This window comes from Gluconobacter oxydans DSM 3504, assembly GCF_000583855.1.
GTDB classification, from domain to species: Bacteria; Pseudomonadota; Alphaproteobacteria; order Acetobacterales; family Acetobacteraceae; genus Gluconobacter; species Gluconobacter oxydans.
This window is the reverse complement of sequence record NZ_CP004373.1, coordinates 766312-788657: the sequence shown is the minus strand read 5'-3', so window position 1 is coordinate 788657 and position 22346 is coordinate 766312. Positions and strand designations below refer to the sequence as shown.

21 protein-coding genes, 1 tRNA gene and 1 other RNA gene are annotated in these 22346 nt (G+C 61.6%); 16 read left to right on the top strand and 7 right to left on the bottom strand.

From position 1 onward, the window contains the following. The first annotated feature begins 27 nt into the window (after positions 1 to 27). From trxA to GLS_RS03560, 3 genes are all read left to right on the top strand, one after another. Entirely contained in the window at positions 28 to 354 is a 327-nt protein-coding gene (gene trxA, locus GLS_RS03570) for a thioredoxin TrxA (protein WP_011252202.1), read from the top strand. Positions 355 to 428: 74 nt separating this feature from the next. Then, positions 429 to 1619 carry a ribonuclease D gene (rnd, locus tag GLS_RS03565; protein WP_041111219.1) on the top strand — a complete coding sequence of 397 codons (1191 nt, stop codon included), beginning with the start codon at positions 429 to 431 and terminating at the stop codon, positions 1617 to 1619. 135 nt (positions 1620 to 1754) lie between these two features. Next, a complete protein-coding gene (locus tag GLS_RS03560; RefSeq protein ID WP_041111217.1) occupies positions 1755 to 2447 on the top strand; it encodes a GcrA family cell cycle regulator in 693 nt (230 codons plus the stop codon). Positions 2448 to 2679: 232 nt separating this feature from the next. Here GLS_RS03560 and GLS_RS03555 read toward each other — a convergent pair. Together GLS_RS03555 and dksA are read right to left on the bottom strand one after the other, a co-directional pair. After that, positions 2680 to 2754 (bottom strand) — tRNA-Thr (locus GLS_RS03555). 52 nt (positions 2755 to 2806) lie between these two features. Beyond that, positions 2807 to 3220: an RNA polymerase-binding protein DksA gene (gene dksA / locus GLS_RS03550; RefSeq protein WP_041112617.1), complete on the bottom strand. Its 414-nt coding sequence runs from the start codon at positions 3218 to 3220 to the stop codon at positions 2807 to 2809. A 234-nt stretch (positions 3221 to 3454) separates the two neighbouring features. On the opposite strand from dksA, the gene GLS_RS03545 reads away from it, so the two are divergent. From GLS_RS03545 to GLS_RS03535, 3 genes are read left to right on the top strand one after another with little or no spacing between them, the layout of a single operon-like run. Continuing rightward, the gene (locus GLS_RS03545) at positions 3455 to 4597 is read left to right on the top strand and encodes a flagellar basal body P-ring protein FlgI (protein WP_041111215.1); all 1143 of its coding nucleotides are present in this window, start codon (positions 3455 to 3457) and stop codon (positions 4595 to 4597) included. After that, positions 4597 to 4899, top strand: a complete 303-nt coding sequence (locus tag GLS_RS03540; protein WP_011252197.1) for a rod-binding protein — start codon at positions 4597 to 4599, stop codon at positions 4897 to 4899. The genes GLS_RS03545 and GLS_RS03540 overlap by 1 nt, the downstream gene beginning before the upstream one ends. Continuing rightward, positions 4896 to 5330 carry a flagellar protein FlgN gene (locus GLS_RS03535; protein WP_041111213.1) on the top strand — a complete coding sequence of 145 codons (435 nt, stop codon included), beginning with the start codon at positions 4896 to 4898 and terminating at the stop codon, positions 5328 to 5330. The genes GLS_RS03540 and GLS_RS03535 overlap by 4 nt, the downstream gene beginning before the upstream one ends. Positions 5331 to 5339: 9 nt before the next feature. On the opposite strand, the gene GLS_RS03530 is transcribed toward GLS_RS03535, so the two are convergent. After that, a complete protein-coding gene (locus GLS_RS03530) occupies positions 5340 to 6632 on the bottom strand; it encodes a hemolysin family protein (RefSeq protein ID WP_041111211.1) in 1293 nt (430 codons plus the stop codon). Positions 6633 to 6787: 155 nt separating this feature from the next. Further along, positions 6788 to 7981, bottom strand: coding sequence for an adenosyl-hopene transferase HpnH (gene hpnH, locus GLS_RS03525; protein ID WP_011252194.1), 1194 nt, complete (start codon positions 7979 to 7981; stop codon positions 6788 to 6790). Between the two features lie 323 nt (positions 7982 to 8304). On the opposite strand from hpnH, the gene GLS_RS03520 reads away from it, so the two are divergent. The 4 genes from GLS_RS03520 (at position 8305) to hpnK (ending at position 12576) form a co-directional block, all read left to right on the top strand. Beyond that, complete coding sequence (locus GLS_RS03520; RefSeq protein ID WP_041111209.1) at positions 8305 to 8973, top strand: ABC transporter substrate-binding protein; 669 nt, start codon at positions 8305 to 8307, stop codon at positions 8971 to 8973. Between the two features lie 58 nt (positions 8974 to 9031). Continuing rightward, the gene (hpnI, locus tag GLS_RS03515) at positions 9032 to 10243 is read left to right on the top strand and encodes a bacteriohopanetetrol glucosamine biosynthesis glycosyltransferase HpnI (protein ID WP_041111207.1); all 1212 of its coding nucleotides are present in this window, start codon (positions 9032 to 9034) and stop codon (positions 10241 to 10243) included. After that, a complete protein-coding gene (hpnJ, locus tag GLS_RS03510; protein ID WP_011252191.1) occupies positions 10240 to 11664 on the top strand; it encodes a hopanoid biosynthesis associated radical SAM protein HpnJ in 1425 nt (474 codons plus the stop codon). The genes hpnI and hpnJ overlap by 4 nt, the downstream gene beginning before the upstream one ends. Before the next feature lie 75 nt (positions 11665 to 11739). After that, complete coding sequence (hpnK, locus tag GLS_RS03505; RefSeq protein WP_041111205.1) at positions 11740 to 12576, top strand: hopanoid biosynthesis-associated protein HpnK; 837 nt, start codon at positions 11740 to 11742, stop codon at positions 12574 to 12576. Between the two features lie 32 nt (positions 12577 to 12608). Here the strand turns inward: hpnK and GLS_RS03500 are convergent, their stop codons facing one another. Then, entirely contained in the window at positions 12609 to 13589 is a 981-nt protein-coding gene (locus GLS_RS03500) for an adenosine kinase (RefSeq protein ID WP_041112616.1), read from the bottom strand. 298 nt (positions 13590 to 13887) lie between these two features. On the opposite strand from GLS_RS03500, the gene GLS_RS03495 reads away from it, so the two are divergent. Both GLS_RS03495 and GLS_RS03490 read left to right on the top strand, forming a co-directional pair. Next, positions 13888 to 14580: a bactofilin family protein gene (locus GLS_RS03495; RefSeq protein ID WP_226986629.1), complete on the top strand. Its 693-nt coding sequence runs from the start codon at positions 13888 to 13890 to the stop codon at positions 14578 to 14580. A gap of 119 nt (positions 14581 to 14699) precedes the next feature. Beyond that, on the top strand, positions 14700 to 15194 hold the full coding sequence (locus GLS_RS03490) for a DUF3465 domain-containing protein (protein ID WP_041111201.1): 495 nt from the start codon (positions 14700 to 14702) through the stop codon (positions 15192 to 15194). A gap of 56 nt (positions 15195 to 15250) precedes the next feature. On the opposite strand, the gene clpA is transcribed toward GLS_RS03490, so the two are convergent. Next, the gene (gene clpA / locus GLS_RS03485; RefSeq protein ID WP_041111199.1) at positions 15251 to 17566 is read right to left on the bottom strand and encodes an ATP-dependent Clp protease ATP-binding subunit ClpA; all 2316 of its coding nucleotides are present in this window, start codon (positions 17564 to 17566) and stop codon (positions 15251 to 15253) included. Positions 17567 to 17695: 129 nt separating this feature from the next. Continuing rightward, complete coding sequence (clpS, locus tag GLS_RS03480) at positions 17696 to 18139, bottom strand: ATP-dependent Clp protease adapter ClpS (protein ID WP_193363843.1); 444 nt, start codon at positions 18137 to 18139, stop codon at positions 17696 to 17698. A 243-nt stretch (positions 18140 to 18382) separates the two neighbouring features. Between clpS and GLS_RS03475 the strand changes: the two genes are divergently transcribed. From GLS_RS03475 to ffs, 4 genes are all read left to right on the top strand, one after another. Beyond that, positions 18383 to 19429 carry a D-alanyl-D-alanine carboxypeptidase family protein gene (locus GLS_RS03475; RefSeq protein ID WP_011252184.1) on the top strand — a complete coding sequence of 349 codons (1047 nt, stop codon included), beginning with the start codon at positions 18383 to 18385 and terminating at the stop codon, positions 19427 to 19429. Between the two features lie 91 nt (positions 19430 to 19520). Then, positions 19521 to 20321, top strand: coding sequence for a type I methionyl aminopeptidase (map, locus tag GLS_RS03470; RefSeq protein ID WP_041111196.1), 801 nt, complete (start codon positions 19521 to 19523; stop codon positions 20319 to 20321). Then, on the top strand, positions 20318 to 22117 hold the full coding sequence (ggt, locus tag GLS_RS03465) for a gamma-glutamyltransferase (protein ID WP_041111194.1): 1800 nt from the start codon (positions 20318 to 20320) through the stop codon (positions 22115 to 22117). Before map ends, ggt begins: the two co-directional genes overlap by 4 nt. A 74-nt stretch (positions 22118 to 22191) precedes the next feature. Continuing rightward, positions 22192 to 22288, top strand: an RNA gene (ffs, locus tag GLS_RS13080) — signal recognition particle sRNA small type. Positions 22289 to 22346: the final 58 nt, after the last annotated feature.

Genomic DNA, 22346 nt, shown 5'->3' with positions numbered 1-22346 from the left:
ACATCATTCGCCACAAGGAATACCCTCATGAGCGCAAACACCGTTGCCGTCAGCGACAGCAGCTTCGAAGCCGACGTCCTGAAGTCCGAAGGTCCGGTTCTGGTCGATTTCTGGGCGGAATGGTGCGGCCCGTGCAAGATGATCGCACCGGCGCTTGAGGAAATCGGCGCCGAGTATCAGGGCCGTCTGAAGGTCGCCAAGGTCAATATCGACTCCAATCCGGAAGCTCCGACCAAATATGGCGTGCGCAGCATCCCGACGCTGATCGTCTTCAAGGATGGCAAGCCGGTCGCCCAGCAGATGGGTGCGCTGCCGAAGAGCCAGCTCAAGGCCTGGATCGACCAGTCCCTCTGATCCTCCTGAAACGGGTAAGGGAAGGACGATCAGGGGGCGTGGTCACGATCCTGCGCATTGTGTAGGATCGTTTCATGCGCTCGAAAGCTCCGACCTTCCCGACCCCCGTTCTCCTGACCTCCAGTGAGGAGGTGGCCCGTATCTGCGAAAAACTGCAGAACGAGCCTTTCGTGACCATCGACACGGAATTCGTCCGGGAACGGACCTACTGGCCGGAGCTCTGCCTCGTCCAGCTTGCCGGAACCGAGGACGTTGTCCTGATCGACACGCTGGCTCCCGGCATCGATCTTGCCCCTCTCGGCGCTCTTCTGGCCAAACCGGATTGCACCAAGGTCTTTCATGCCGCCCGGCAGGACCTTGAGATTTTCCTCCATATTTTCGATCGCCTTCCGGCTTCGGTTTTCGATACGCAGGTTGCTGCCATGGTGGCCGGCTTCGGCGATCAGGTTGGCTATGACAGTCTGGTTGGCGCGATTACCGGTCGCAGCATTGACAAGGCACACCGTTTCAGTGACTGGTCAGCCCGTCCGCTGAGCAAGGCGCAGATCGCCTATGCCGCGGCTGATGTCACGCATCTGCGCACGGTTTACGATGCCCTGCGCAAACAGCTTGCCGAACAGGACCGTCTGCACTGGGCCGACTCCGAACAGGCTATCCTGACGGAAGAAAAGACCTTCCGTCCCGATCCCCGTCGCCTGTGGGAAAAGCTGAAGGCCCGGACCAGCAACCGCCGGATGCTTGGCATTTTGCGTGAAGTCACGGCCTGGCGCGAACAGGAAGCCCAGAACGCCGATATTCCGCGCCAGCGCGTCATCCGTGACGAAAGCCTGCTGGAAATCGCGGCTGTTCATCCGGATACGGTCGAGGCCCTTTCCCGCATCCGCGGCGTGACGCGCGGTTTTGCCGAGGGTAAGATGGGCAAAGGCCTGCTCGAAGCAATCCGTATCGCGCAGGAGCTGCCTGAGTCCGAACTTCCCAAAGCCCCTTCGAAATCCGATCGCCCACGGCCGTCCACAGCCCTCGTAGCGCTTCTGCGGGTTCTGCTGGCCGCCAAGTGCGAACAGCACAAGGTGGCCCCCCGTCTGGTGGCTTCTTCGGACGATCTGGACCTGATTGCGCTTGGTGAAACCGATGTCGGCGCGCTGAAGGGCTGGCGTCGCGAACTTTTCGGTCTGGATGCCCAGGCGCTGGTCCGTGGCGAAATCGCGCTGGCCGTCGTGAACGGCCTTGTGGAGCTTCAGCGGGTCGCCGAACCGGCCTCGTAAGAACCGCCTTCGACGTGGCGGGGAGTTTCTGGTAAGAAACGTCCCGAAGATGTTCCGGGTCCGGTGGTCCGGGATTGAAAATCAACAGGATATCGGGCCGGTTCAGGCACCGAAGCGGGACAGGGAAACGAACATATGGAGTGGACGGACGAGACGATCGCCAGACTTCGCGATCTGTGGAGTCAGGGACTTTCGACCGCCGAAATCGGCCGCCAGCTCTCCATCACCAAAAATGCCGTCGTCGGCAAGGCGCACCGTCTGGGCCTGCCGCCGCGTCCGTCTCCCATCCGCAACCGCAAGGTCAAGGACGGCGAAACGGGTACGACGGAAGCCACCCCCCGTCGTAAAAGCCCCTCTCGCGCCAAGGCTGCCGAACCTGCGGCAGCGGACCTGTTTACGGACAAGGATGCAGCTCCCGTTAAGGTGTCTGCAGGCGTTGCGGAGAAGGTGGCAGAAAAGCCTGCTGCTCCGGTCCGCAAAGCACCGTCTGTTGCCCCGGAAGCCGCGAAGCCGACGCCCCAGCCGGCCGCTGCCTCACGTCCCCTCCCGGCGGCCGCCAAGGAACCCGTCGCAGCCCGTCGGGAGCCTGCTGCAGCTCCCAAGCCGGAACCCCGCGTCGCGCCTGCACCGCGCCCGGCCATGCCGCCCCGGTTTTCGACCGCTGGCATCGACCGCCCGACCCGCCGTGGCCCGTCCTGCTGCTGGCCCATCGGCGATCCTGGCACACCGGGTTTTCATTTCTGCGGCGCGACACCGCTTCCCGGAAAGCCCTACTGCGCTGAGCATGCAGCTATTGCGTATGTAAAGATCCGCGACCGTCGCGATTAAAAGGCGCACTAGCCCGAAAAAGCCGCCCTCCTATTGGAGAGGCGGCTTTTTTTACGCCGGTGCTTCTGCACGGGCATCATCCATTGATGGTGGGGAGTTTTGCAGATGGCTTTCGCCAAGATGATCCCCCTCCCGCTTGCGGAAGTGATCCACGACAGCCATGTGCTACGGTCTGGGATGATGGGGGATCTGAGACTGCTCGAACTGCCAAGTCTCTGAAAAGAAGGAAAAATGGTGCTGCTGGACAGGATTGAACTGTCGACCTCTCCCTTACCAAGGGAGTGCTCTACCACTGAGCTACAGCAGCATACCGTTGCCTTGGCGCGCTTCGTAACGGGTCAGCGCGCCAAGCGCAAGCCTTAATCGTCCCGATGGACCTTTTCCATGCGCTCGTGGCGTTCCTGCGCGTCGATGGACAGGGTCGCGATCGGGCGCGCTTCAAGGCGTTTCAGGCCGATCGGCTCTCCCGTCTCTTCGCAGAAACCGTAGCTTCCGTCGTCGATACGTTCGAGGGCCATGTTGATCTTGGTGATCAGCTTGCGCGCACGGTCACGGGTACGGAGCTCAAAGGCCCGGTCCGTTTCGACGCTGGCACGGTCGGTGATGTCTGATTCATGAATTCCGCCTTCCGAGAGACTCGCAAGGGTTCCGTCCGCCTCTTTCAGCAGATCCAGACGCCAGCGCAGAAGCTTCTGCCTGAAGTACTCGACCTGAAGCGGGTTCATGAACTCTTCATTGTCGGAGGGTCTATAATCCGGCGGCAGCGTAATCATGCGCATCCAATCCCTGGCTGATCTGCCAACGTCCGCTTCCAACAGCCGCAGGCGATAACGCGCGGCTTATAGCCACCCCAGCCGCATCCGCCAACCCCGAACATGCTTTGCCCGTTTGTCGGAAAGCGCGGAAATCTGCGTCTCTGTTAGGGGTTTCTTTACCCTGTACGCCCATCCTCAACACCTGAGACCCCCAGACCTGTCTTGCAGGCATCAGGATACACCCCGCCGCCCATGCGCTTTTTCACGCAATCTCCGTTCCCCCTCCGGACCCTGACGCGGCGACTGACTGCGTTTGTCTGTGTCGGACTGCTCCTCCTGCCAGGCTTTACCCTGGCTGCCAGCGTTCGCATCAAGGACATTACGGACATGGAAGGTGTCCGGAGCAACCAGCTGATCGGATATGGTCTGGTGGTGGGTCTGAACGGGACGGGCGACCGACTGACCAATACGATTTTCACCCGCGAAACGCTGATTTCCATGCTGAACCGTCTGGGTGTGAACATCCGCGATCAGGAAACACAGCTCCAGACGCATGATGTGGCCGCTGTCATGGTGACGGCTGACCTTCCAGCGTTCGTTCATGGGGGCAACCGCATCGATGTGACGGTCTCGGCTGCGGGTGACGCGTCTTCCCTGACAGGCGGAACGCTTCTCGTAACGCCGCTGATGGCCGCTGACGGTGAGGTCTATGCCGTTGCTCAGGGGTCTCTGGCGACCAATGCCTTTTCGGCCCGTGGTGCAGCTGCGTCCATTACCCGCAACGTGCCGACCAGCGGGCATATCGCCAATGGCGGTATCGTCGAACGGGAAGTCCCTTTCGACCTCAGCCATCGTTCGAACCTGCATCTGAGTCTGCGTAACCCCGATTTCACGACGGCGAGTCGGATTGCGGCCATCATCAACCGGACCTTCGGGCCGATTGCGATCGTTCAGGATCCACGGACAGTCCTGCTGGATCTGAGCAATCATGATCCTGTCTCCACGCTCTCCCGAATCGGAGACCTTCTGGTCACTCCGGATACGCCGGCCAAGGTGGTCGTAGACGAAGCCAGTGGCACCATCATCATGGGGGCAGATGTCCGGATCAGTACGGTTGCCGTGGCGCAGGGCAACCTGACCGTTCAGGTGACGGAGACGCCCCAGGTTTCCCAGCCTGGGCCATTCTCCGGCGGTCAGACGGCCGTCGTGCCCCGCACAAACGTCAAGGTGGACACGGGCAAGACCCATCATCTTGCGGTCGTTCCCGGGGGCACCACGCTCCGGGAGCTCGTTTCAGGGCTGAATGCGCTGGGAGTAGGGCCAAGAGACATGATCAGCATTCTGCAGGCCATCAAGGCCGATGGCGCCCTGCAGGCAGAACTGGAGATGCGTTGATGACAGTATCCTCGACCACCGCCACGGTATCGCAGGGATTGCCACTGCACGGGCAGAAGGCAGATCCGGCCAAGACCCTGAAGTCGGCTCAGAGTTTCGAGTCGATGGCCATCAACCAGATGCTTCAGCCCATGTTCGCGACCGATGACAACAGCGAGAATATGTTCAGCGGTGGAGCAGGGGAAAAGCAGTTCCGGCCCATGCTGGTGGAACAGATCGCCAAGCAGATGGAAAATAACGGTGGAATAGGCCTGACGGACGCGATTGACCGTCAGATGCTGGCCATGCAGGAGCAGAAATGAGCGCTTCCATTATTCCGGCCATGCAGCGGCTGATTGCCATTCTCGAAGCGGAAAACTCTGCACTGGAAGAGGCGCGGATTCCGGACGCTCTGGCTCTTCTTCCGGAAAAGCAGGATGCAGCCAGAACGCTGGAGCAGGAAGTTTCCGCGGCCAATGACCGCAGGGAGAATCTTTGTCCGTGCTGCCCGGAGGACGATGAGGCTGTGGCGCGGGAAGACTCGCCGGCTTTGCCCTATCGCGATCTGCTGGAACAGATGACGGAACTGGGCAATCGCAATGGCGAGCTTCTGCAAAGGGCCATTACAGCCCAGAAGCGCGTCATCGAACTGCTGACATCCACGCCGATGACGGCTCAGCCGCAGAATTACGGCAATCAGGGCGGCTATGCCCCTGTGACTGACAGGCCGGCCCTGTTTGTCAGCAAGGTCTGAGTTGCAGGGTCAGTCTTCGGCGAGAACCTGATGACTGACCTTGACCCTTCCGACGCGTCGGCGATCCATCTCCAGAACCTCGAACAGCCAGCCCCCGAACGCCACCTTGTCTCCCCGGGCCGGAACGCGCCGCAGAAGCGCCAGCATCACGCCGCCAAGGGTATGATACCCGCCGGCGCCTGGCAGTTCCGGCAGGTCGAGACGGGAGCGCAGTTCGTCCGCCGGCATGAAGCCATCGAAAATATATTCATCTTCACCTTCGGCCGCCTGCAGTTCTGAAGACGAGGATTCGGTCTTTTCCTCGCCGACAATGGCTTCGAAAACGTCTGAGGGCGTCACGATGCCCTCGAAGGAGCCGTATTCGTCCAGGACGAAGGTGATGCCAAGATTGACGCCGCGCATGCGCTCGATCATGTCCTGGGCGCTGAGGCTGTCCGGGATGACCGGCGGCTCACGCAGGACGGCATCGACGGAAACCGGAAGCTTCAGGAGCAGCCGGTCCATGATGTCCTTGGCCAGAATGACACCGACGGGATGATCGACGTCTCCCTCACAGACGACAATCCGGGCGTAAGAAGACTGGCGTAGTTTGCGGACCAGCGTTTCCTGATCCGCATGTCTGTCGATCCAGAAAAGCTCGTTGCGGGGGGTCATGATGGCGCGAACAGGGCGGTCTGCCAGACGCAGAAGACGTTCGATCATGGCCTGTTCGTCGGTTTCGAGAACGCCTGCGCGGGCACCTTCGGCCAGAACGGCTTTCAGTTCCTCTTCCGTCACCGCTGCGCGTGTCAGAGGGCCGACACGGAGCAGGCGGAGCACCAGCGAAGAGGTGCCGCTGAGCAGCCAGACAATCGGCTGGGCGATCCGGGCCACGCCGACCAGCAGCCATGCCAGCCGTGAAGCAATGGCTTCTGGCTGCTGCAAGGCGATCTGTTTGGGAATGAGTTCACCGAAAACCAGCATGGCGAAGGTGATCATCGCCACGACCAGCACGATCGAGACTTCGCTCGCAATCGGACGGAGCGAGGGAATATTGGCGATCCATGCCGTGACGGTACTTTCCATCTGGCTGCCGCCAAACGTACCTTCAAGGATGGAAACCAGCGTCATGCCCACCTGAACGGTCGGCAGGAAGCTGTGCGGATCTTCTGCCAGCCGGATTGCGGTCGTGGCCCCCCGGACTCCCTGCTTGGCCAGCACGTCCAGCCGTGGCCGCTTTGCCGAGATGAGTGCCATTTCTCCCATGGCAAACACGGCATTGAGGAAAATGAGCAGACAGATAACGAGGATAGGGGTCAGCATGATCCGGCCAGAATAATGAAGACACAATCATAACAGGACGACTGGCGGATGCCATGCCCTTGATTGTGCCCCCGCAGAGGAAAGACTTTCCCCATAAAAAAACCGGCTCGCGAAGAGCCGGTTTTCTGTTTCGTCTCCTGGGAGGAAACGGGTACTCAGTCTGCTGCGTCAGCCACATCCGAAACCGTGTTGGCCGGACGGCCATTCACGCGGACGCGCGGACCGCGGGCCGGCTTGGCGCCCGTGGAGATCCGCTCCATCTGCTGCTGGACCTGCTCCTCATAGCCGTATTCGGCCGGGCGCTGGTTGGCGAGCGAGATTTCCGGGACCATCGGCTTTTCGGTTTCCGGTCCGAACAGAGCCACCTTGGCGATATGCCAGGGACGCGCGACGGCATCCATGACGGCCGTGGACTCGTAGCCGGAATGCACCATGCAATCGGCGCATTTCTCGTAAGCGCCGGTGCCGTACTGCTCCCAGGCCGTATCGTCCATCAGCTCCTTGAAGGTCTTGGCATAACCTTCGCCGAGCAGATAGCACGGACGCTGCCAGCCGAAGACCGTGCGAAGCGGCTTGCCCCACGGCGTGCAGTGATAGTTCTCGTTGCCGGCCAGGAAGTTCAGGAACAGCGGAGACTGCGTGAAGCGCCACTTCTTGCCCTTGCCGAGGCGGAAGATGTCGCGGAACAGCTGCTTCGTCTTCTGGCGGTTCAGGAAGTGTGCCTGGTCCGGTGCGCGCTCATAGGCATAGCCCGGAGCGGTCATGATGCCGTCCACGCCCATGGCCATGACTTCGTCGAAGAAGGCCGCAACGCGTTCCGGAACTGCGCCGTCGAACAGGGTGCAGTTGATGGAGACGCGGAAACCACGGGACTTCGCAAGACGGATCGCGGCGGTCGCACGCTCGAAAACGCCTTCCTGACAGACGGAGGCGTCATGCATGAGCTGGTCGCCATCCAGATGCACGTCCCAGGAGAAGAACGGGGAGGGCTCGTAATCGTCGAGCTTCTTCTCAAGCAGCAGGCCGTTCGTGCACAGGTAGACGTATTTTTTCCGCCCGATCAAACCTTTGACGATCTGGGGCATTTCCTTGTGCAGGAGAGGCTCACCACCGGCGATGGCGATGACGGGGGCACCGGCTTCCGTGTCGGCATCCAGGCATTCCTGAAGGCTGAGACGCTGGTTCAGGATCTGCGCAGGGTAGTCGATCTTGCCACAGCCGGCGCACGCCAGGTTGCAGCGGAACAGCGGTTCGAGCATCAGGACCAGCGGATAGCGCTTGCGGCCCGTGAGGTGCTGCTTGACAACGTACCGTCCGACTCGGACAGCCTGCATCAAAGGAACGGCCATTATAATCCTCTGGTTCTAGCCTCCGGAAGGTGCGTCCATAGGGCGCCCGGGGCCTTGCACATCGTGGATGGCCCGTGGCTGTCTTCCCTGTCCCGGCTCCGGAAAGTCGGGAAACATGAAGGACCATCGAGCATTAGATTGACTGCCTATAGACCCATTGTCGTGTTCGCCTCAATGTCAGGCTGCATAATTCGCATCAGGGCTGTGGCTAATCGAGCACAGATCGATCTATGGATGCCAGAACTTGTTACAGGGAACTTGATACAGTGTGTCATGAACCTGATCTCTACGCACGGAACTGTCTACAGGACGAAAGCACGATCATGATTTGCCGTTTTTCCCCGAAAGTGACCCTGTCCCTTCTGTCCGCCTGCCTCCTGACGGGGCCTGTCGCCATGACGGCGCTTTCCCCGGCCGCCCTGGCCCAGACGGCCGGCGCAGCCTCCCCGGCTGATGCGGCATCTGCGGTAACGCCGATTTCGGCCCTGTATGACGCCCTGAAAGCGGCCCAGAAGACGGGAAAGACCGCCCAGCAGCGCGCGACGATGATCGCGCCGGCCGTGGATCGTGCCTTTGACCTCGAAGCGATTCTCCGTCGCTCGGTCGGCGTGCGCTACAACAGCCTGAGCCCTTCAGACCGGACCCGTCTGCTGGGATCTTTCCGCCAGTTCACGATTGCCCGCTACGCCTCTTCGTTCAAACCCGAAGCCCAGGCTGCCTTCACGGTCAACCCGCAGACGCGCCCCAACCCGACCGGCGGTCTGATTGTCGATACGACGATCGGCGGCACGGATGGGGGTGATGTCACGCCGATCGACTACATCATGACGAATGGTACCTCCGGTTGGCGGATCACCGACGTCCTGCTCAACGCCCATATCAGCCAGGTCGCCGCCCAGCGCGCCGATTTCGGCGGGGCTCTGAGTCAGGGTGGTGCCAGCGGTCTGGCTGATCATCTGGACAGCAAGACTGCCCATTTCCTGCATGACTGAGTCCGCCCCCGCGACGGCACCCTTTCCCAAAAACGTTCGGGAAGGCTAGAAGACCGTCGTGCCCTTACCTCTTACGATCGCGGCCGGTTTCTGCGCCCTTGTTTCCGCCGCCGGCAACCTGCAGGCGCTGGCGGGCGCAACCCTGCTCGCACGGTTCCGCCGGACGGAGCGCAGAGCGGACGATGCCCTGCGCCTGTCGGACCGGACCTGGCCGTCAGTCACGGTTCTCAAGCCGCTGCATGGCAATGAGCCGTTGCTGGAGGATGCGCTGGAAAGCGTGTTCACGCAGGACTATCCGGATTTCCAAATCGTCTTCGGCGTTCAGGACAGGGAAGATACCGCCCTGGCCGTCATTGAGCGCCTTCGGGCGCGTCATCCGCGGATTCCGGTCAGTGTGGTGATCAACCCGCAGGAACACGGTCCGAACCGCAAGGTCGGCAATCTGATGAACATGTACGGCCAAGCCCGTCATGACATTATCGTGATTTCCGACTCCGATATTCACGCCAGTCCCAACTATCTGCGTCACGTCGTGACGAGTCTGGAAGAGCAGGGGACGGGCCTGGTTACGACATTGTATGCAGGTCGTCCGGCCGCAGGGACGATCGTGCAGCAGCTCGGCGCCTGTCAGATCAATCATAACTTCCTGCCCGGCGTTATGATGTCCCGTTTTCTGGGACGTCAGGACTGTCTCGGGGCCACGATGGCCCTGCGGCGTCAGACCCTTGAGGAGATCGGCGGCCTTGAGGCGCTGGTCGATCACGTGGCCGATGATGCCGAACTGGGCCAGCTTATCCGGGCGCGGGGTGAGAACATCACCATTGCGCCCACTTTGACCCATACCACTGTGGGCGAGCACTCCATCAGCGACCTGCTGGCCCATGAACTGCGCTGGGGACGGACCGTCAAGAACGTCGCGCCTGTCGGCTACGGACTGTCCGCCATCCAGCTTCCCCTGTTCTGGGCCGTGACGGCTGTCCTGTTCCGTCCGAACGCCTGGTGGACATGGTTCATGCTGCTTCTGACATGGCTGGTGCGCGCCATCGGAAGCCGCATCATGGACCGTGCCACCGAGTGCCCGCTCCCGGCCGCAATCCCGCTTCTGGTCGTCCGTGACTGGCTGTCTGCTGCCATTATGGTGGGCAGTGCGCGCGGATCACGCGTTGCATGGCGGGGCAGAACGGTCCATATCGCCCGAAGAAAACGTAATTCCGCGTCCTGCGCCCCCTCGCTCCAGGCCGGCGCCACCCACAGGAGTGTCCGATCATGATGAGAACCCTTTTTCTCCAGCCTCCTTCCTTCGACGGCTTCGATGGTGGCGCTGGCTCCCGCTACCAGGCGAAGCGTGAGATCAAGTCCTTCTGGTATCCGACATGGCTGGCGCAGCCTGCCGCGCTCGTGCCCGGATCGCGCCTGATCGATGCTCCTCCGGCCAAGATGGGCATGGATCCCATTCTCGAAGACGTGAAGAACCGTGACCTCGTCGTCATGCACACCTCCACGCCGTCTTTCGCATCCGACGTCCGCGTCGCCCAGATGCTCAAGGATGCGAACCCCAAGCTGATGATCGGCATGGTGGGCGCGAAGGTTGCCGTCCAGCCGATGGAGAGCATGGAGAAGGGCGGCCCGATCGACTTCGTGGCCCGCAACGAATTCGACTTCACCATCAAGGAAATTGCCGAAGGCAAGCCGCTCGCAGAAGTGGACGGCATCACCTGGCGCAATGAGAAGGGTGAGATCATCGCGAACAAGGATCGCGCGATGATCGAGGACATGGACAGTCTGCCGTTCGTGACCGAGGTCTACAAGCGCGACCTCAACATTAACGACTACTTCATCGGCTACCTGAAGCACCCGTATATCTCGATCTATACGGGCCGTGGCTGCAAGTCGCGCTGCACGTTCTGCCTGTGGCCGCAGACGGTTGGCGGCCATCGCTACCGCACCCGCAGCCCCGAGCATGTGGCTGCCGAAGTGCGTCTGGCCAAGCAGTACTTCCCCGAAGTGCAGGAATTCATGTTCGATGATGACACCTTCACGGACGACCTGCCGCGCGCCGAAGCCATTGCCCGCGAAATGGGCAAGCTCGGTGTCACCTGGTCCTGCAACGCCAAGGCGAATGTGCCTTACGAGACCCTGAAGGTTCTCAAGGAAAACGGTCTGCGCCTGCTGCTGGTCGGCTATGAGAGCGGTAACCAGCAGATCCTCCACAACATCAAGAAGGGCATGCGCGTCGAGACCGCCAAGGAATTCACGCGCAACTGCCACAAGCTGGGCATCAAGATCCACGGGACCTTCATCGTCGGCCTGCCGGGCGAGACGAAAGAGACCATCCAGGAGACGATCGAGTTCGCCAAGGAAATCAACCCGCACACCCTGCAGGTTTCCCTGGCCGCGCCGTATCCGGGCACATTCCTGCACAAGCAGGCGACGGAAAACGGCTGGCTGAACGAGGCGGAAGCCGAGCTGATCGATGAGAGCGGCGTCCAGATCGCGCCGCTGCATTATCCGCACCTGTCGCACACGGAAATCTTCGAAAGCGTCGAGGAATTCTATCGCAAATTCTACTTCCGCGGATCCAAGATCGCCTCGATCGTCAACGAGATGGTCCGCAGCCCGCAGATGATGAAGCGCCGTCTGCGCGAGGGCGTGGAATTCTTCCAGTTCCTCAAGGACCGTCACGCCGCCTGAACGGTGCGCGCCTGACCGGACGTTACCCAGGGGTCATGGCATCTGTGTCATGGCCCCTTTTTCGTGAGACCAGCCATGACATCCAGCCCCCTTCGCCGCGCCATCGTATCCGCCGACGATTTCGGCATGAGCCTCGAAGTCAACGAGGCCATCGAACAGGCCCATCGCAACGGCATCCTGTCCACGACCAGCCTGATGGTAGCCGGCGATGCCGCCGAAGATGCCATCCGGCGGGCAAAGACCATGCCGGATCTGAAGGTTGGGCTGCATGTCGTGGCGATCGAGGGCAAGTCCGTCCTTGATCTCCCTGCCATCACGGATGAGCAGGGCTGGTTCGGCCGCAACCAGCTGCGTCTGGGTGTCGAGTATTTCTTCTGTCCGGTCGCGCGCCATGCCCTGCGCCGCGAGATCGAGGCACAGTTCCGGGCCTTTGCCGCGACCGGGCTGACGCTCGATCATGCGAATGCCCACAAACACATGCATCTGCATCCGACCGTGGGGCGCTTACTGATCGAGTCCGGTCTGGAGAATGGATTGCAGGCTGTCCGCTCACCATTTGAGCCGCCGGGGCCTGTCGAAGCCAACGACACGCTGGGAGACCGTGCCCTGCGTCACTGGATCAGCGTCCTGCGCCACCAGATCCGCAAGGCCGGCCTGAAAACCAATGACTGGTGTTTCGGTCTGCGCTGGTCCGGCCATATGACGCCGGACCATATCCGCGGCCTCATTCCGCGCCTGCCGACTGGCACGAGCGAAATCTATTTCCACCCCGCCACGGCCCAGAATGCCATGATGAAGCGCTTCATGCCGGGCTATGAGCAGGAAAGCGAACTCGCCGCCCTTCTGGACCCGGCTGTCCGGGCATCATTCGACCGGTATGGCGTCACCCGCATCGGGTGGGCCGATCTGTAAGACCGGCCCTGACTGACGGGGCAGGGCGAGGCTCAGGCCGTCAGCGTGAATGCCTCGGTCGGGCGTGCGCCGTAACGGGTGATGATTTCACCGGCGGCCTGGTTGCCCAGTTTCGCGCAGGTCACGAGGTCATGTTTCTTGCTCAGACCGGCGAGGAAGCCCGCAGCGAAGGCATCACCAGCGCCCGTGGTGTCCACGACCTTCACTTCGGTCGTCGGCACGTCATGGCGCTCTCCGTCGCCGATCACGACCGCACCCTTCTCGCCACGCGTAATGACGGCCAGCTTTGTCTCGGCGGAGACCTGCGTGACGGCTTCTTCGAAATCCGTGACTTCGTACAGCGCCAGAAGCTCGGCCTCGTTGGCGAACAGGATGTCCACATGACCGGCCACGAGTTCGTGGAAAGCCGCGCGGTGACGTTCCACGCAGAACGTGTCGGACAGCGTCAGGGCGACCTGACGGTTGGCCTTGCGGGCCAGACGGGCAGCGTGTTCGAAGGCTTCCTGGGCCTGCGGCTTGTCGTACAGGTAGCCTTCCAGATAGGTGATCGCCGCATCGGCCACGACGGATTCATGTACGTCCTCGGGGGTGAACTCCGTGCAGGCGCCGAGATAGGTGAACATCGTGCGCTGGCCTTCCGGCGTGACCAGAACGATGCAGCGTGCGGTCGGGGTGCCATCGGCGGCCGGCAGCGGCTCGGATGGGAAGGTGATGCCCTGCTCGCGGATGTCGCGCGTGAAGTGGTCGCCGGCTTCGTCAGCCGTCACCTTGCCGAGATACGCAACCTTTGCGCCCATGCGGGCCGCCACGACGGCCGTGTTCGCGCCGGAACCACCACCGGTCACGTTTTCGATATCGACGCGGCTTTCGATGGCATGCGCCGTAGGAGCGTCAATCAGGGTCATGCTCCCGGCAGCGGCGCCAAGCCCGTCGATCAGATCCTGGCCCACAGGGGCGAGGACGTCGACGATGGCATTGCCGATACACAGAAGGTCATGCTGGGGTGCAGACATTGGAACTCCGGTCAGGTCGCTGAAAACTTCGGAAAAAAACATCTAACGGGCAGACTGCGCCATTAAATCAACACGATCATAGGTCCCCTCTGGGTTCACGCCAACTCCCGGTCCGCCCGGCGCCGTTTTCATGTGTGGCCATTCGTCACATTTATGGAAATGCGCGTCTTGTCCCGCCGGGTGGTGAGCGTGTAGCGTTGTCGAAAGGCCCGCCCTGACTGTTCCGCCCTCGCGATGGAACATCCGGGAGACGTCCTAGACAGAGAGTGTTCTTTTCCAGATCCGCAGCGGGGTTTCCTTGTTCAGAAGACGCAAACCGGAAGATGACTCCAAACCTGCAGAGAACAGCAAGCTCGCAGGACAGCCCATTTTCCCCAACCGGCCGGACGCTCCCAGCCAGACGGCTCCCGCGTCAGGATCCGGATCGCCTACCAGTCCCCAGCAGCCCAACCAGCAGAAGGACCCCGCTCCCATGGGTCGTACCCCTTTCCCGGCACCGCCGTCCCCCAACTCTCCGACGGGCGCGATGCCGGCAGGGGCTCCGCGCCCCGGTGCGGCCGCTGTTCCGGGCGCACCGCGCCAGACCGGTCCGGAGCGCCGCACGCTCGTCGTGGGCCGCGGCATCAGCGTTCAGGGTTCGGTGCAGGACGCCGAGCGCCTCGTGGTCGAGGGGACCGTCGAGTCCAGCATGATCCAGGCCAGCGAGCTTCAGGTTACGCATGGCGGCGTCTTCCGCGGTGGTGTTGAAGTCGAGGACGCGGAACTGGCCGGCACGATTGACGGGACCCTGACCGTCAATGGCAGCCTGACGATCCGCTCCACCGGCCGTCTGATCGGCAAGGTGAAGTGCCGTCGCCTGCAGGTGGAGGACGGTGGCCAGATCACCGGTCAGCTCGAAATGATCACGGATGGTGCGCCCGCACGCCCGACTGCCAGCGAAGCCGCCAAGGCCGAGCCGGCTGCTGGTGAAGGCTCCAGCGAAGCACCCTGATCTGTTTTCCCGGCCCAGCAGGAAAGCCCGTTCCCGTGTCGGGGCGGGCTTTTTTGTGTCCGGGTCCTTTCCGCCGGCGGCAGAACATTGCACAGGGCCGCCCAGACAGGAGAAATTCCATGAAATTCCGTCTGCTCCCCGCAGTTGCCGCAGCCCTGCTGTGCGGCCCGTTCGCCGCTTCCGCGCAGGGTCTTTTCGGTCAGGCTCTGACAGGCCAGACCACCCATGACATGCCGGCCACCTGCGATAATGCCCGTTTTCTTGCGGATCAGCAGGGTCTTGAGCAGTCCGGCCCCACTCGCATCGATCTTCCCGAGCATCTGTGCGGGCAGGTTCTCGCCATTTCCCCAAAAGCCAAACGGACCCGCAGCGGCTGGCATGGCTATTTCTATGTGTCGGTCGGGCAGGGCGTTTCCATCCGGATCGTCTCCGATCTGGACCAGATGAACGCTCCCCAATGGCCCTGGGTCAACAAGGGCGATCAGGTCGAGGTGCAGGGCCGGTACTATTACGACAGCCTGCGTCGTCAGGGCGTGGACTGGACCCATCACGGTACGAGCCGCAAATGGCGCTGGCCCGGCTATGTGGTCGTGAACGGCACCCGGTACCAGTAACGAAAAAGGCCCGGCGAGACGCTGTCTCTCCGGACCTTTCCGTTTGAAGCCGGGCTTCAGCTGGTCGCTTCGTCTTTCTTCGAAGCGCCATCTTCGCCCTTGGTGCTGTCCCGGCCTTCGATGATGTCGAAGTCGAGCGCACCGTTCTTCATGCCGATCTTCACGGCGCCACCCTGAGCCAGCCGTCCGAAGAGCAGCTCTTCCGCCAGGGGCTTCTTGATGTGCTCCTGAATGACACGCCCCAGAGGACGCGCGCCATACAGGCGGTCATATCCGCGCTCGGCCAGCCATTCCTTCGCGCTCGAGGAGATCTCGATCGTGACGTGACGGTCGGCCAGCTGGGCCTCAAGCTGCAGTACGAACTTCTCGACCACACGGCCCACCGTTTCCGGCGTGAGGTTGGCGAACGGAATGATCGCATCCAGACGGTTGCGGAATTCCGGCGTGAACAGGCGCTTGATTGCCTCCTCATCCTCACCGCTCCGCACGGTGCGACCGAATCCGATCGTCTCCTTGGACAGGTCCGCCGCACCCGCATTCGTCGTCATGATCAGGATCACGTTGCGGAAATCAACGACCTTGCCGTTGTGATCCGTCAGGCGACCATGGTCCATGACCTGAAGCAGGACGTTGAACAGGTCCGGATGGGCCTTCTCGATTTCATCCAGCAGCAGGACTGCATGTGGATGCTGGTCGATGGCATCCGTCAGCAGGCCACCCTGATCGAAGCCGACATAACCCGGAGGCGCACCGATCAGACGTGAGATCGAATGACGCTCCATATATTCGGACATGTCGAAGCGGATCAGCTCAATCCCAAGCGAGTTGGCAAGCTGCTTGGCCACTTCCGTCTTGCCGACGCCCGTGGGGCCGGAGAACAGATAGTTGCCGATCGGCTTTTCCGCATCGCGCAGTCCGGCGCGGGACAGCTTGATCGCCGCGGCCAGCGCGTCGATCGCCTTGTCCTGCCCGAAGACCATGTTGCGCAGATCCCGCTCCAGATGGCGCAGAGTCTCGCGGTCATCAGCCGAGACGCTCTTGGGCGGGATGCGGGCGATCTTGGCGATGGCCTCTTCCACGTCCTTCAGCGTCACCGTCTTGCGGCGCTTGTTCTCGGGCACGAGCATCCGCGCGGCACCGACTTCGTCGATCACATCGATCGCCTTGTCCGGCAGCTTGCGGTCATGGACATACTTGGCTGCCAGTTCGACCGCACCACGCAGGGCCTCGTCGGTGTAGCGGACCTTGTGATGCTTCTCGTAGCTGCCCTTCAGGCCGCGCAGGATCTTGACCGCATCCTCGATTGAAGGCTCCGGCACGTCGATCTTCTGGAACCGGCGGACAAGCGCCCGATCCTTCTCGAAATGCTGGCGGAATTCCTTGTAGGTCGTGGATCCAATGCAGCGCAGCGTTCCCGCGGCAAGCGCAGGCTTGAGCAGGTTGGACGCATCCATCGCCCCACCCGACGTCGCACCGGCACCAATCACGGTATGGATCTCGTCGATGAACAGGATGGCGCCAGGGGTCTGGTCCATTTCCGTCACGACGGCCTTCAGCCGCTCTTCGAAATCGCCGCGATACCGTGTGCCAGCCAGAAGCGAGCCCATGTCGAGTGAATAGATCGTGCTGTTCAGCAGCACTTCCGGCACGTCGCCTTCCACGATCCGCTTGGCCAGACCTTCGGCAATGGCCGTCTTGCCCACGCCCGGATCACCCACATAGAGCGGGTTGTTCTTGGTGCGGCGGCACAGGATCTGGATCGTGCGTTCGATTTCCTGATCGCGGCCGATGAGCGGATCGATCCGCCCTTCACGCGCACGCTCGTTCAGATCGACGCAGTAAGTCGCCAGTGCGCCTTCTTTGGCACTTTCCTTGCGTTCCTCACGCTCGGACGTGTCCTTGGAAGCCGCGGCCGGACGCCGGCCTGCGCCACGGTCCGGAGCCTTGGCAATGCCGTGGGAGATGAAATTGACCGCGTCGAGTCGCGTCATGTCCTGCAACTGCAGGAAATAGACGGCATGGCTCTCGCGTTCGGCGAACAGGGCCACCAAGACGTTCGCACCCGTGACTTCGTCGCGACCCGTGCTCTGGACGTGGATCGCCGCACGCTGGATCACGCGCTGGAAGGCCGCGGTCGGCTTGGGTTCTGTCGGGCGTTCTGCCGCCAGTCCCGCCAGGTCCTTGTCCAGGAAATCTGTCAGGTCGGAGCGCAGCTTGTCGAGGTCGATGCCGCAGGCCCGGAAGACCGTCAGGGCATCGTCGTCCTCTGTCAGCGCGAGCAGAAGATGTTCGAGGGTTGCATATTCGTGACGCCGGTCACCTGCGAATGTCAGGGCGCGGTGGAGCGTCTGTTCGAGCGTACGGGACAGCATGTGATGGCGCTCCTCTCGACCTCTCGTAGGAAAGGTATCTTGTCGCGGAGTAACGTGTAACGCCAGCCAGAAACGCAGATGGAAACAAGAAAATATCCTGCGTCCGCGCTTTTCTGTCTGTCAGACGGATCAGTCTTTCTCGATCGTGCACTGAAGGGGGTGCTGGTTCTGGCGCGCCAGGTCCATCACCTGTGTCACCTTGCTCTCGGCCACTTCATACGTGAACACACCGCAGATTCCGACGCCACGCTGATGGACCTGAAGCATGATGGACGTCGCCTCATCGCGCGTCTTGGCAAAGAAACGCTCCAGGACATGCACCACGAACTCCATCGGCGTGTAATCGTCATTGAGCATCAGGACCTTGTACATGGAAGGCTTGCGCGTCCGGGTTCGCGGCCGCACCACCACCCCGATGTCAAGGTCCTGATCCCCGTCTCCGTTCCCAGGTCCGTTCCCGGGCCCATGGGGCGGAATGGAGTCGGGAGACTCCGGCCCCATGCGGGATGCGAGCCGCGGGAATGCGGCACGGGGAAGGCCATTCGGACAGGGGGGAAGATCATAAGAAGACATGACCGGTATGATATGGTGCGAATTTCGGTCTTGAGAAGGGCCGCACGCCTCTGAAATGAGGTTTTTATGCGCCTTCTGCCATGATGCTGCCGCGTTTGCCGTCTGCTTACGAAAAATTAAGGAAAGTCCTTCAAAGCTGGTGGACGGGGAGTTTTCAATGCGCCTAGAGTATCTGCAATGCAGGTGGCTTTAGAGCCCGAAACCCTTCCCGCGACGATGTTCCGTTCAGAGGCTGTCAGACAAATGCGTTTCCCGTTCCAGAAAGCTTTTCTGTTGTGCGCCATGACAGCCATGGGTCTGGGATCTGCCAAAGCGCAGTATGCCGGACATATCTCCAGCTATGTGATGGATGCCCGCACGGGCGCGGTTCTCTCGGCAACGGATGCCGAGTTGCAGCGCTATCCGGCCTCCCTGACCAAGCTCATGACCCTGTATCTGACCTTCCGCGCCCTTGAGGCCCATCAGATCACGCTGGACGAGCAGGTTCCGGTCTCCATCCACGCATCCGTTCAGGCGCCTTCCAAGCTCGGGCTCGTGCCGGGGACGCGCCTGACGGTGGAACAGGGTATTCTGGGACTCGTCACCAAATCCGCCAATGACGCCGCCTGCGCCCTTGGCGAGTTTCTCGGTGGAGGGGACGAGGTCCGCTTCGCACAGCTCATGACGCAGCAGGCCCGTGCCCTCGGCATGACCAACACAACCTTCCGCAATGCGTCCGGCCTGCCGGATCCCGATCAGGTCACCACGGCCCATGACCTGGCCCTGCTGTCACAGCATCTGATTTCGGATTTCCCGCAGTATTATCACTATTTCAACGTGCCTTCGTTCTACTTCCATCGCCGCATGGTCCCGAACCATGACCCGATGCTGAAGATCTATGCGGGCGCGGATGGTCTCAAGACCGGCTATACCGATCTTGCAGGCCACAATCTCATCACGTCTGCCCAGCGCGGCAATGTCCGCCTGATCGGTGTGGTCATGGGGGCGCCGAACAATACCCGCCGTTCGATGGAAATGGTGTCGCTGCTCGACAAGGGCTTTGCGGATGAGGGCGTCGCGCCCCAGCCGCTTCTTCACCCTGTGGCACCGTCCGGCGTGTTGATGGCTTCGGCCCGTCGTCGCGGTCATTTCCGTCACTCTGTCCTGCTCGCGTCATCGCGTCCGATGGAAGTGGCCGATGCCCCGACCGCTCCGCGTCGTTATGGGCGGATTTCCCATCATGGCGCGGCCGTCCGGATGGTCAGCGCGCGTCATGTCGTCGCCCACAAAAAGCGTTCCCGGCACAGCTGATGCCGAAAATCTGACCTGCCGCCTTGCGATCCAGCCCGGACAGACGCATTTTGTCCGGGCTTTTTGAAGATTGAAGGATCGGGCAGCAGATATGGACAAGGCACGGGGTATCGTTCTCTACGATCAGGACGATTTCAAACATCTGCATCGCGTCGGTCGTCTGACGGCAGAGGCGCTGGACATGATCACCCCCCATGTTCAGCCTGGCGTCACCACGGAAGAGCTCAACCAGCTCATCCATGACTTCACGATCGCTCATGGCGCCACGCCGGCCCCGCTGAACTATCGCGGCTATCCGAAATCCTGCTGCATCTCGATCAACCACGTCGTGTGCCACGGCATTCCGGGCTCCAAGAAGCTGTCCAACGGAGACATCGTCAATATCGACGTCACCTCCATTCTGGATGGCTGGTATGGCGACAGTTCGCGCATGTATGTCGTGGGCAAGGCGCCCAAGAAGGCCGAGAAGCTGGTCGATGTGACTTATGACGCGATGATGCGCGGCATTGCCCAGGTCCGTCCCGGCAACACGCTTGGCGATATCGGCCATGCCATCCAGGAATATGCAGAGGCCAACCGCTTCTCCATCGTGCGGGACTTCTGTGGTCATGGCATCGGCCGCGATTTCCACTCCGAGCCGAACATCCTGCATTACGGCAGGCCGGGCGAGGGCGTGAAGCTCGTGGAAGGTATGGTCTTCACGATCGAGCCGATGCTGAACATTGGCCGTCCGGACGTGAAGATCCTTGATGATGGCTGGACAGCCGTTACCCGTGACCGCACCCTGTCCGCCCAGTTCGAGCATCAGGTCGGCGTGACGGCCGATGGCTGCGAAATCTTCACCCTGTCCCCCAAAGGCTACACCAAGCCACCCTACGGAGAGACTGCATGAGAGCGTTTCCGCTTCTTCTCGCCACGCTCCTGATCAGCAGCACGACGCTCGCCAATGCCGCGCCTCAGGCGCTCAGCTCCGCCCATGATCCGCTGGCCTTTGGCCCGGATCATGTCAGCGCCGGTGTTCTGGCTTCGGGGCGTCACGGCATGGTGGTCTCGGCCCAGCATCTTGCCTCCGATGCGGGCGCCAAGATTCTGGCGCAGGGTGGGAATGCGGTCGATGCGGCTGTGGCTGTCGGATACGCGCTGGCCGTGGTTTATCCCGCCGCCGGCAATATCGGCGGTGGGGGGTTCATGACCCTGCGCCTGAAGACCGGCCAGACGGTTTTCATTGATTTCCGCGAGCATGCTCCGGGTGCGGCCACGGCCACGATGTATCAGGACGCTTCGGGTAAGGTCATTCCGGGCCTCTCCACCGAGGGCTGGAAGGCCGTTGCCATCCCCGGCACGGTGGCGGGTCTGGACGCCATCCTGCAGAAATGGGGCCGTCTGTCGCGCGCCAAGGTTATGGCGCCTGCCATTGCGCTGGCCCGTGACGGCTTCATTCTGAATCAGGGTGATGCGGATCTCCTGCACACGTCTACGCGCTATTTCCAAAAGGACCCGTATGCCCGGGCGTTCTATCTGCGCCCCGATAGCACGCCGCTTCAGGCCGGTGACCGTCTGGTGCAGAAGGATCTGGCCAACTCCCTCGAACTGGTCGCAAAGGAAGGCCCCAAAGCCTTCTATGAAGGTCCGATCGCAAAGGAAATCGTACGTGCCAGCACGGAAGGCGGCGGTCTGCTTCAGCCTGCCGATTTCACGTCCTATCACATCCGGCATCTCGAACCGATCCGCTGCACCTATCGCGGCTACACGATCGATACCGCCCCGCCGCCGAGCGGTGGTGGCGTTGCGCTGTGCGAGATCCTGAACATCCTGTCCGGCTACGACATGCATGCGCTGGGCCTGCACACGGCGCCGTCCGTGCAGCGTGAAGTTGAGGCCATGCGTCACGCCTATTCGGACCGTCGCGACCTGGGCGATCCGGATTTCGTGCACAATCCCGTCGAGCACCTGATCGACCCGGCCTATGCCTATCAGATCCGTCAGGGCATCCCGACCGATCACGCTCTCGCGTCCAGCACGCTCAGGGCAGGGGAGCCGCTTCCCGCTCCCGTGGCACAAGCAGCACCTGACACGCAGGAAAAGCACGAGACGACGCAGTTCTCCGTGCTCGATCATGATGGCATGGCCGTTTCCGCGACCTATACTCTCAATGGATGGTTCGGTGCGGGTGTGATGGGCGGGCATACCGGCATCTGGATGAATGACGAGATGGACGATTTCTCGTCCAAGCCGGGTGCGCCCAACATGTTCGGCATTGTCGGTTCGGAAGCGAATGCGATTGCGCCGGGTAAGACGCCTTTGTCGTCGATGTCCCCGTCCATCGTCTCGCGTGATGGTAAAACCGTCATGGTGATCGGCAGCCCGGGTGGGTCGCGGATTCCGACCATCACGCTGTCCGTCATTCTGGGTGTGATCGATTACGGGCTGGATATCCGTCAGGCCGTGGATCTGCCGCGAATCCACGAGCAGTGGGAGCCTTCGGCCGTCGAACTGGAACCCGGTGCGCTGTCTGACGAGACCATGCAGACCCTCAAGGCCGAAGGCTATGCCCTGTCGCCGCATCGCCCCTGGGGTGTGGCCGAAGGCATTCTTGCCGATCACCCAAGCCTGTCCGCGGCCAAGACAGGCCTGATCTATGGTGCGGCTGATCCGCGGCACATGGGCGGGGCAGCTGTCGGAGAATAAGACGGGATAATGAGGGCGCACTCTGATGATTGGGGGTTGTCAGACACCCCTCCCTCCGTGTTAGGAGAGCGCCGGGAGGTCGGCTTTGGACGGATACCTTGCCAACCCGGTCAGGTCCGGAAGGAAGCAGCCGCAGTGAGTTTTATCCGGGTTGAATGTCCGGCCTCCTACCTCACACAGATCACCGGACGCTCCGGTTTGTTAAACGCAGCGTCCCGACCGTTCCTTT

Coding starts and splice junctions, on each gene's coding strand:
- trxA (WP_011252202.1), top strand. CDS start 28: ATGAGCGCAAACACCGTTGCCGTCAGCGACAGCAGCTTCGAAGCCGAC.
- rnd (WP_041111219.1), top strand. CDS start 429: ATGCGCTCGAAAGCTCCGACCTTCCCGACCCCCGTTCTCCTGACCTCC.
- GLS_RS03560 (WP_041111217.1), top strand. CDS start 1,755: ATGGAGTGGACGGACGAGACGATCGCCAGACTTCGCGATCTGTGGAGT.
- dksA (WP_041112617.1), bottom strand. CDS start 3,220: ATGATTACGCTGCCGCCGGATTATAGACCCTCCGACAATGAAGAGTTC.
- GLS_RS03545 (WP_041111215.1), top strand. CDS start 3,455: ATGCGCTTTTTCACGCAATCTCCGTTCCCCCTCCGGACCCTGACGCGG.
- GLS_RS03540 (WP_011252197.1), top strand. CDS start 4,597: ATGACAGTATCCTCGACCACCGCCACGGTATCGCAGGGATTGCCACTG.
- GLS_RS03535 (WP_041111213.1), top strand. CDS start 4,896: ATGAGCGCTTCCATTATTCCGGCCATGCAGCGGCTGATTGCCATTCTC.
- GLS_RS03530 (WP_041111211.1), bottom strand. CDS start 6,632: ATGCTGACCCCTATCCTCGTTATCTGTCTGCTCATTTTCCTCAATGCC.
- hpnH (WP_011252194.1), bottom strand. CDS start 7,981: ATGGCCGTTCCTTTGATGCAGGCTGTCCGAGTCGGACGGTACGTTGTC.
- GLS_RS03520 (WP_041111209.1), top strand. CDS start 8,305: ATGATTTGCCGTTTTTCCCCGAAAGTGACCCTGTCCCTTCTGTCCGCC.
- hpnJ (WP_011252191.1), top strand. CDS start 10,240: ATGATGAGAACCCTTTTTCTCCAGCCTCCTTCCTTCGACGGCTTCGAT.
- hpnK (WP_041111205.1), top strand. CDS start 11,740: ATGACATCCAGCCCCCTTCGCCGCGCCATCGTATCCGCCGACGATTTC.
- GLS_RS03500 (WP_041112616.1), bottom strand. CDS start 13,589: ATGTCTGCACCCCAGCATGACCTTCTGTGTATCGGCAATGCCATCGTC.
- GLS_RS03490 (WP_041111201.1), top strand. CDS start 14,700: ATGAAATTCCGTCTGCTCCCCGCAGTTGCCGCAGCCCTGCTGTGCGGC.
- clpA (WP_041111199.1), bottom strand. CDS start 17,566: ATGCTGTCCCGTACGCTCGAACAGACGCTCCACCGCGCCCTGACATTC.
- clpS (WP_193363843.1), bottom strand. CDS start 18,139: ATGTCTTCTTATGATCTTCCCCCCTGTCCGAATGGCCTTCCCCGTGCC.
- GLS_RS03475 (WP_011252184.1), top strand. CDS start 18,383: ATGCGTTTCCCGTTCCAGAAAGCTTTTCTGTTGTGCGCCATGACAGCC.
- map (WP_041111196.1), top strand. CDS start 19,521: ATGGACAAGGCACGGGGTATCGTTCTCTACGATCAGGACGATTTCAAA.
- ggt (WP_041111194.1), top strand. CDS start 20,318: ATGAGAGCGTTTCCGCTTCTTCTCGCCACGCTCCTGATCAGCAGCACG.